Origin of the sequence: Synechococcus sp. BA-120 BA3, assembly GCF_034931285.1 — a bacterium.
Taxonomy (GTDB): domain Bacteria; phylum Cyanobacteriota; class Cyanobacteriia; order PCC-6307; family Cyanobiaceae; genus Cyanobium.
Window position 1 is genome coordinate 1 of sequence record NZ_JAYGHZ010000332.1, and the last position, 6,702, is coordinate 6,702.

Consider the following 6,702-nt stretch of genomic DNA (forward strand, 5'->3'; position numbering starts at 1 on the left):
CGATCAGGTCGGCCAGGTCGAGGGCGAGGGGTTCCCGGCCGGCGGCGGTGGCGATGGCCGCCAGCTGGACGGCCACGTGGCCCATCTGGGTGAGGAAGGCCTGCTCGAAGTCGGCATCGGCGGCGACCACAGGCTGGGCGGCGGCCCAGGCCGCCACCGCCTCCTCCGGCGGCAGTGCACCGTCGCGCCGCCCGGCGATGGACTGCAGGGTGCGCAGGCCATGGGCCAGCAGCCGCAGGTGGTGGCGCTCCAGGGTGGGCAGAAGGGTGGCCTCCAGCTCCCCCAGCTCGTCAGGGCTGAGCACGGCTCAGGGGGCCGGGGTGGGACCGGTGGCCACGGGGTTCCCGGTGACGGGCGCGATGCGGAAGCCGCAGCTGTGGCCCCCCTCCAGCCGCCAGTGGACGCGCTCCACGGCGCAGTCGGGGAAGGTGTGGCGGATCAGGCGCAGCTCCTGGTCGCAGACGACGGGGTACTGCTCGGCGATGCGCATCACCGAGCAGTGAAATTCGCTGATCACCCAGGCGGCAGGCTCGCCGTTGTCGGTGGCGGGGGTGTCGTCGCGGCGGCATTCGGCCACGTAGCCCTCCTTGCGGCGCAGCTCCACCAGGCGCTCGATCCGCTGGGCCAGGGGGCCGCTGCCGATCTGTCCGCGGTAGTCGGCCGCCTTCTCCTCGGCCTGCTGGCGCAACACCAGTTCGAGGGTGTCCGCCGGCAGGCTTTCGGTGAGGGTGTGGAGCAGGCCGAGGGCGAACGTCTCGCTGCCGTCGGGGAAGCGGCCCTGGCCCAGGGCGGTGAGGTGCCAGACGTTGCTGGGCCGGCCGGGGCCCTCGTGCGGGGCGCTCGCCTGCACCAGGCCATCGTCCTCGAGGCTGCGCAGGTGGCGGCGCATCACCTGGACCGAAACCCCCAGGGCGGCCGCCAGCTGGCCCGCGGTCGCCTCACCTTCCCGCAGCAGCAGCGAGAGAGCCGCCTCCCGGGTGGGATGGCTTCCCTCGGCGGGAACGGCCGGGAGGCCGCGGGACTGGGCTGGGGCGCTCATGACGGGCGTCTGACCGCAACGACGGTCGTCTGACCAAAACACCATGCCACGCACGCCGGGGGATTGGGGGCTGGGCGGTGGTGCCCGCCGGGGCGTCACAATGGCCTTTCCATGCCGTCAACGGACCACGCCTGTGCCTTAGGCTCCCGCAGTAACGAAACCAAAGTGTTTCGTTATTCGATCCACCGGTGCGCGCAACCCGACGCTCTGCCCATGACCGACGCCTCCGCCCAGACGACCCCCGCAGCCGGTGCCGAAAGCCTGGAGGTGATCCGCCGTTTCGCGGAAACCTACGCCCAGCGCACCGGCACCTACTTCTGCAGCGATCCCGGGGTCACTGCGGTGGTGCTCGAGGGTCTGGCCCGCCACAAGGACGAGCTGGGCGGTGCCCTCTGCCCCTGCCGCCACTACGAGGACAAGGAGGCGGAGGTGGCGCAGGCGTTCTGGAACTGCCCCTGCGTGCCGATGCGGGAGCGCAAGGAGTGCCACTGCATGCTCTTCCTCACCGAGGACAACCCCTTCCGGGGCGAGCAGCAGACCATCAGTCTCGAAGAGATCCAGTCCCTCACCGCCGGCTGAACCGGCCCCCTTCCCCATGGCGAGCAGCGCAACCGTCGGCGATCTGGTGAGCCAGCCGTACAAGTACGGCTTCGTCACCGACATCGAAACCGAGAAGATCGCCAAGGGCCTCAGCGAGGACGTGGTGCGGCTGATCTCCGCCAAAAAGAACGAGCCGGCCTTCCTGCTCGATTTCCGTCTGCGCTCCTATCGCCAGTGGCTGCAGATGGAGGAGCCCGACTGGGCCGCCCTAGGCCATCCGCCGATCGACTACCAGGAGATCATCTACTACGCGGCTCCCAAGCAGCAGGAGAAGAAGGCCAGCCTCGATGAGGTGGACCCCAAGCTGCTGGAGACCTTCGACAAGCTCGGTATTCCCCTGAGCGAGCAGAAACGCCTCTCCAACGTGGCGGTGGATGCGGTGTTCGACAGCGTCTCGATCGCCACCACCTACAGGGAGAAGCTGGCTGAGCACGGTGTGATCTTCTGCTCGATCAGCGAGGCGGTCAAGGACCACGCCGACCTGATCGAGACGTACCTCGGCACGGTGGTGCCCGGCAACGACAACTACTTCGCTGCTCTCAATTCGGCCGTGTTCAGTGACGGCTCCTTCGTGTTCATTCCGAAGGGGGTGGAGTGCCCGATGGAGCTCTCCACCTATTTCCGCATCAACTCCGGCGACACCGGCCAGTTCGAGCGCACCCTGATCGTGGCCGAGGAAGGCGCTTCCGTGAGCTACCTGGAGGGCTGCACGGCGCCGATGTTCGACACCAACCAGCTGCATGCGGCGGTGGTGGAGCTGGTGGCCCTCGATGACGCGTCGATCAAGTACTCCACCGTCCAGAACTGGTACGCGGGGGATGAGAACGGCAAGGGCGGCATCTACAACTTCGTCACCAAGCGGGGCCAGTGCCGCGGCGATCGCAGCCACATCAGCTGGACCCAGGTGGAAACCGGCTCGGCGATCACCTGGAAGTACCCCAGCTGCGTGCTGCAGGGGGCCGATTCGGTGGGCGAGTTCTATTCGGTGGCGCTCACCAACAACCGCCAGCAGGCCGACACCGGCACCAAGATGATCCACGTGGGCCCCCGCACCCGCTCGACGATCGTGAGCAAGGGGATCAGCGCCGGCCACTCCTCCAACAGCTACCGGGGCCTGGTGCAGCTCGGGCCCAAGGCCGTGGGCGCCCGCAACTACAGCCAGTGCGATTCGATGCTGATCGGCGACCAGGCCGCCGCCAACACCTACCCCTACATCCGCTCCCAGCAGCCGGATGCGCGCATCGAGCACGAGGCCAGCACCTGCCGGATTTCTGCAGACCAGCTCTTCTATCTGCAGAGCCGGGGGATCGCCTTCGAGGAGGCGGTGTCGATGATGGTGAGCGGCTTCTGCCGCGACGTGTTCAACCAGCTGCCGATGGAGTTCGCCGCTGAAGCCGACAAGCTCCTGGCCCTCAAGCTCGAGGGTTCGGTCGGCTGATCCCGGCCCACGGCCACCCCGGCCGGCCCCGCGCTTCTTCCTCTGTTCTTTCCCTGCCCTTTTCTCCCCCGCCGTGATCCGCCCCGACGCTCCCGTTCTGCTCGAGATCCGTGATCTCACGGCCCGCGTGGAGGACCAGCCGATCCTCAAGGGGGTGTCCCTGACGATCCGTGCCGGTGAGATCCACGCGGTGATGGGCCGCAACGGCAGCGGCAAGAGCACCCTCTCCAAGGTGCTGGCGGGCCACCCGGCCTACACCGTCACCGGTGGCACGGTCCTCTACAAGGGCGACGACCTGCTCACGCTGGAGCCGGAACTGCGGGCCCGCGCCGGCCTGTTCCTCGGCTTCCAGTACCCGGTGGAGATTCCCGGGGTGAGCAACCTGGAGTTCCTGCGGGTGGCCACCAATGCCCGCCGGGCCGGCAAGGGGGAGGAGGAGCTCGACACCTTCGCCTTCGAGGACCTGGTGCGCGAGCGGTTGCAGGTGGTGCAGATGGATCCGGCCTTCCTGGAGCGTTCCGTGAACGAGGGCTTCTCCGGCGGCGAGAAGAAGCGCAACGAGATTCTGCAGATGGCCCTGCTGGAGCCGCTGGTGGCGGTGCTCGACGAGACCGACTCCGGCCTCGACATCGATGCCCTGCGCATCGTGGCCGGCGGTGTGAACCACCTGGCCGGCCCCGACAACGCCACCCTGCTGATCACCCACTACCAGCGGCTGCTGGATGTGATCACGCCCGACTACGTGCACGTGATGGCGGCGGGGCGGATCCTGCGCACCGGCGGCAAGGAGCTGGCCCTGGAACTGGAGGAGCGGGGCTACGACTGGGTCGACGCCGAACTGGCGGCCACCGAGCGCACGCCGGCGGAGGTGGGCTGAGATGGTGGCCGCTTCGCTTTCCACTCCCACCGCCGCCGCAGGCGCCGCCCCCGGCGGCTGGGTCGCCGCCCTGCTGGCGAACGCCGCTGCTGTCGCCTCCGCTGGCGCCGATGCCCTGGCCGCCAGCCGCGAGGGACGCTTCGGCGAGGCCCTGCCCCTGTGGGACCGGGTGGTGGATCTGGCCCCCGAGGACGCCTCGGCCTGGAGCAACCGCGGCAACGTGCAGCTGGCCCTGGGGGACGCCCGGGCGGCGATCGCCGACCAGGACAAGGCCATCGAGCTGGAGCCCGCCAGCGCCGATCCCCACCTCAACCGCGGCACCGCCGAGGAGGCCCTGGGCCTGTGGAGCGCCGCCGCCGCGGATTACCAGTGGATCCTGGAGCGCCATCCGGAGGATGCCTCCGCCCTCTACAACCTGGGCAACGTGGAGGGCTCCCGGGGCGACTGGCCGGCAGCCCGCCAGTGCTTCGAGGCGGCCGCCGCCGCTCGCCCGGGCTTCGCCATGGCCCGCTCCAGCGCCGCCCTGGCCGCCTTCCAGCTGGGGGACATCGCAGTGGCGGAGAAGCAGCTGCGCGACCTGATCCGCCGCTATCCCCTGTTCGCCGATGCCCGCGCCGGCCTCACGGCGCTGCTGTGGCAGCGCGGGGCCCGGGGCGAGGCCGAGAGCCACTGGGCCGCGGCCTCCGGCCTCGATCCCCGCTACCGGCAGGAAGAATGGCTGCTGCAGATACGGCGCTGGCCGCCCGTGCCCGTGCAGGCTCTGGCCCAGTTCCTGGCCCTGGCCTCCTGAACCACCCCCGTCCATGACGCCTCCCCCCCTGTCCCCCATGGCCCCGGCTGATGCCACCTGGGACGCCCTGGGGCTGGAGGACACCCTGCAGACGCTGCTGCCGGAGCTGATCCAGATCCGCCGCCACATCCACCGCCACCCCGAGCTGAGCGGCCACGAGCAGCAGACCGCTGCCCTGGTGGCCGGGGAGCTGCGGCGCTGGGGCTGGGAGGTGCGTGAAGGGGTGGGCCGCACCGGGGTGGTGGCCGAACTGGGGCCGGTGGGGGCGCCGCTGGTGGCCCTGCGGGCCGACATGGATGCCCTGCCGATCGAGGAGCGCACCGAGCTGCCCTACGCCTCCAGCCGCCAGGGGCTGATGCATGCCTGCGGCCACGACATCCACACCACCGTGGGCCTGGGCGTGGCGCGGCTGCTGGCCGGCGTGGCCGACCGGCTCACGGCCCGGGTGCGGCTGCTGTTCCAGCCGGCGGAGGAGACGGCGGAGGGGGCGGCCTGGATGCGGGCCGACGGGGCGATGGACGGGGTGCAGGCCCTGTTCGGGGTGCATGTGTTTCCGAGCCTGGAGGTGGGCACGGTGGGGGTGCGCAGTGGCAGCCTCACGGCCGCGGCGGGGGAGCTGGAGGTGGAGGTGCTGGGGGAAGGGGGCCACGGCGCCCGCCCGCACCAGAGCACCGATGCGATCTGGATCGCCGCCCGGGTGGTGAGCGGCCTGCAGGAGGCGATCAGCCGGCGGCTGGATCCGCTGCATCCGGTGGTGGTCAGCTTCGGGCTGATCGAGGGGGGCAAGGCCTTCAACGTGATCGCCGACCACGTGCGGCTGCTGGGCACGGTGCGCTGCCTGGATCTGGAGGTGCACGCCCAGCTGCCGGGCTGGATCGAGGACACGGTGCACGCTCTCTGCCAGGGGCATGGCGGTGAGGCCCGGGTGCATTACCGCTGCATCTCGCCACCGGTGCACAACGATCCGGAGCTCACCCAGCTGGTGGCCGACACGGCCGTGGCGCTGCTGGGCCGCTCCCGGGTGCAATGGTTGGAGCAGCCGTCCCTGGGGGCCGAGGACTTCGCCCAGCTGCTGGAGGGCACCCGCGGCACCATGTTCCGCCTGGGGGTGGCCGGGCCCGGCGGCTGCACGCCGCTGCACAGCAACAGCTTCGATCCGGATGAGGGCTGCCTGGAGGTGGGCATCAAGGTGCTCACCCTCAGCCTGCTGCGCTGGATGGAGCAGCCGGTTTGAGCGGCCGTCGGCCCTCCCGCTTCCGGGCGGCGCTGCTGGCGATCTCCTCGCCGCTGCTGATCCTGTTGGCCCTGCTGGTGCTGTTCACCCGCCAGGGCACCGACCGGCTGCCGGCCGTGCCCGCCCTGGTGATCGGCGTCGGCCTGCTCACCACCAGCTGGATCCGGCGACGGCGGCGCCGGGCCGAGCTGCTGCGGGCCCTGCGCCAGGCCCCCCCAGCCGGCGGCGAGCTGCGCCAAGGTGAAGGATCCCCGCCCTGATCCCCGTGAGTGAATCCACCCCCGATCTGGAAGCGGTGCGGCAGGCGATCGCCTCGGGTGATCCGAGCAAGGCCATGCCGGCCCTGGCGGGCCTGCGGGGGGTGGAGGCGGAGGCGGCGATCCCGCTGCTGCTGCTGGGGCTGGAGCAGACCACCTTCGTGATCCGTTCGCTGGCCTGCGCCGGTCTGGGAGTGAAGCGCAGCGAGGCGGGCTGGGCGGCCCTGGCGGCGGCGGTGCGCCAGGACGAGGACGCCAACGTGCGCGCCGAGGCCGCCAACGCCCTGGCCAGTTATGGAGTGGAGCGGGCCTGGCCCCTGCTGCGGGATGCCTTCGTGGCCGACGACCAGTGGCTGGTGCGCTGCAGCATCCTCTCGGCCCTGGCCGAGCAGGAGGCCATGCCGCCGGCCTGGCTGCTGGAGCTGGCCCGGGAGGCGGTGACCGACGGTGACGGCACGGTGCGGGCC

Annotated in this window: 9 protein-coding genes; 7 read left to right on the forward strand and 2 right to left on the reverse strand. The window is 70.8% G+C overall.

Translation table 11 applies throughout. The annotated features are described in order from the left end of the window. Positions 1-304: NDH complex assembly factor CRR9 (locus VB737_RS13715; RefSeq protein ID WP_500313759.1), on the reverse strand; the 304-nt coding region annotated here is incomplete at its 3' end. Between the two features lie 3 nt (positions 305-307). Beyond that, positions 308-1,039 (reverse strand): iron-sulfur cluster biosynthesis transcriptional regulator SufR, encoded by a 732-nt coding sequence (sufR, locus tag VB737_RS13720; RefSeq protein WP_500313761.1) that lies wholly within the window; start codon positions 1,037-1,039, stop codon positions 308-310. 213 nt (positions 1,040-1,252) lie between these two features. On the opposite strand from sufR, the gene VB737_RS13725 reads away from it, so the two are divergent. The 7 genes from VB737_RS13725 to VB737_RS13755 all read left to right on the forward strand — a co-directional run. Beyond that, positions 1,253-1,618: a ferredoxin-thioredoxin reductase catalytic domain-containing protein gene (locus VB737_RS13725; protein WP_500313762.1), complete on the forward strand. Its 366-nt coding sequence runs from the start codon at positions 1,253-1,255 to the stop codon at positions 1,616-1,618. A 16-nt stretch (positions 1,619-1,634) separates the two neighbouring features. Beyond that, a complete protein-coding gene (sufB, locus tag VB737_RS13730) occupies positions 1,635-3,077 on the forward strand; it encodes a Fe-S cluster assembly protein SufB (RefSeq protein WP_500313764.1) in 1,443 nt (480 codons plus the stop codon). 73 nt (positions 3,078-3,150) lie between these two features. Beyond that, positions 3,151-3,954 (forward strand): Fe-S cluster assembly ATPase SufC, encoded by an 804-nt coding sequence (gene sufC / locus VB737_RS13735; protein WP_500313765.1) that lies wholly within the window; start codon positions 3,151-3,153, stop codon positions 3,952-3,954. A 1-nt stretch (position 3,955) separates the two neighbouring features. Continuing rightward, the gene (locus tag VB737_RS13740; RefSeq protein WP_500313767.1) at positions 3,956-4,744 is read left to right on the forward strand and encodes a tetratricopeptide repeat protein; all 789 of its coding nucleotides are present in this window, start codon (positions 3,956-3,958) and stop codon (positions 4,742-4,744) included. A 13-nt stretch (positions 4,745-4,757) separates the two neighbouring features. Further along, a complete protein-coding gene (locus VB737_RS13745) occupies positions 4,758-5,978 on the forward strand; it encodes an amidohydrolase (RefSeq protein ID WP_500313769.1) in 1,221 nt (406 codons plus the stop codon). After that, positions 5,975-6,238, forward strand: coding sequence for a DUF3188 domain-containing protein (locus tag VB737_RS13750; protein WP_500313771.1), 264 nt, complete (start codon positions 5,975-5,977; stop codon positions 6,236-6,238). Before VB737_RS13745 ends, VB737_RS13750 begins: the two co-directional genes overlap by 4 nt. Positions 6,239-6,243: 5 nt before the next feature. Continuing rightward, positions 6,244-6,702, forward strand: a 459-nt coding sequence (locus VB737_RS13755; RefSeq protein WP_500313773.1) for a HEAT repeat domain-containing protein, incomplete at its 3' end; no start/stop codon positions are given.

What these genes read in the sequence shown, in the direction of transcription:
- sufR (WP_500313761.1), bottom strand. Translation starts at nt 1,039, where the DNA reads ATGAGCGCCCCAGCCCAGTCCCGCGGCCTCCCGGCCGTTCCCGCCGAG.
- VB737_RS13725 (WP_500313762.1), top strand. Translation starts at nt 1,253, where the DNA reads ATGACCGACGCCTCCGCCCAGACGACCCCCGCAGCCGGTGCCGAAAGC.
- sufB (WP_500313764.1), top strand. Translation starts at nt 1,635, where the DNA reads ATGGCGAGCAGCGCAACCGTCGGCGATCTGGTGAGCCAGCCGTACAAG.
- VB737_RS13740 (WP_500313767.1), top strand. Translation starts at nt 3,956, where the DNA reads ATGGTGGCCGCTTCGCTTTCCACTCCCACCGCCGCCGCAGGCGCCGCC.
- VB737_RS13745 (WP_500313769.1), top strand. Translation starts at nt 4,758, where the DNA reads ATGACGCCTCCCCCCCTGTCCCCCATGGCCCCGGCTGATGCCACCTGG.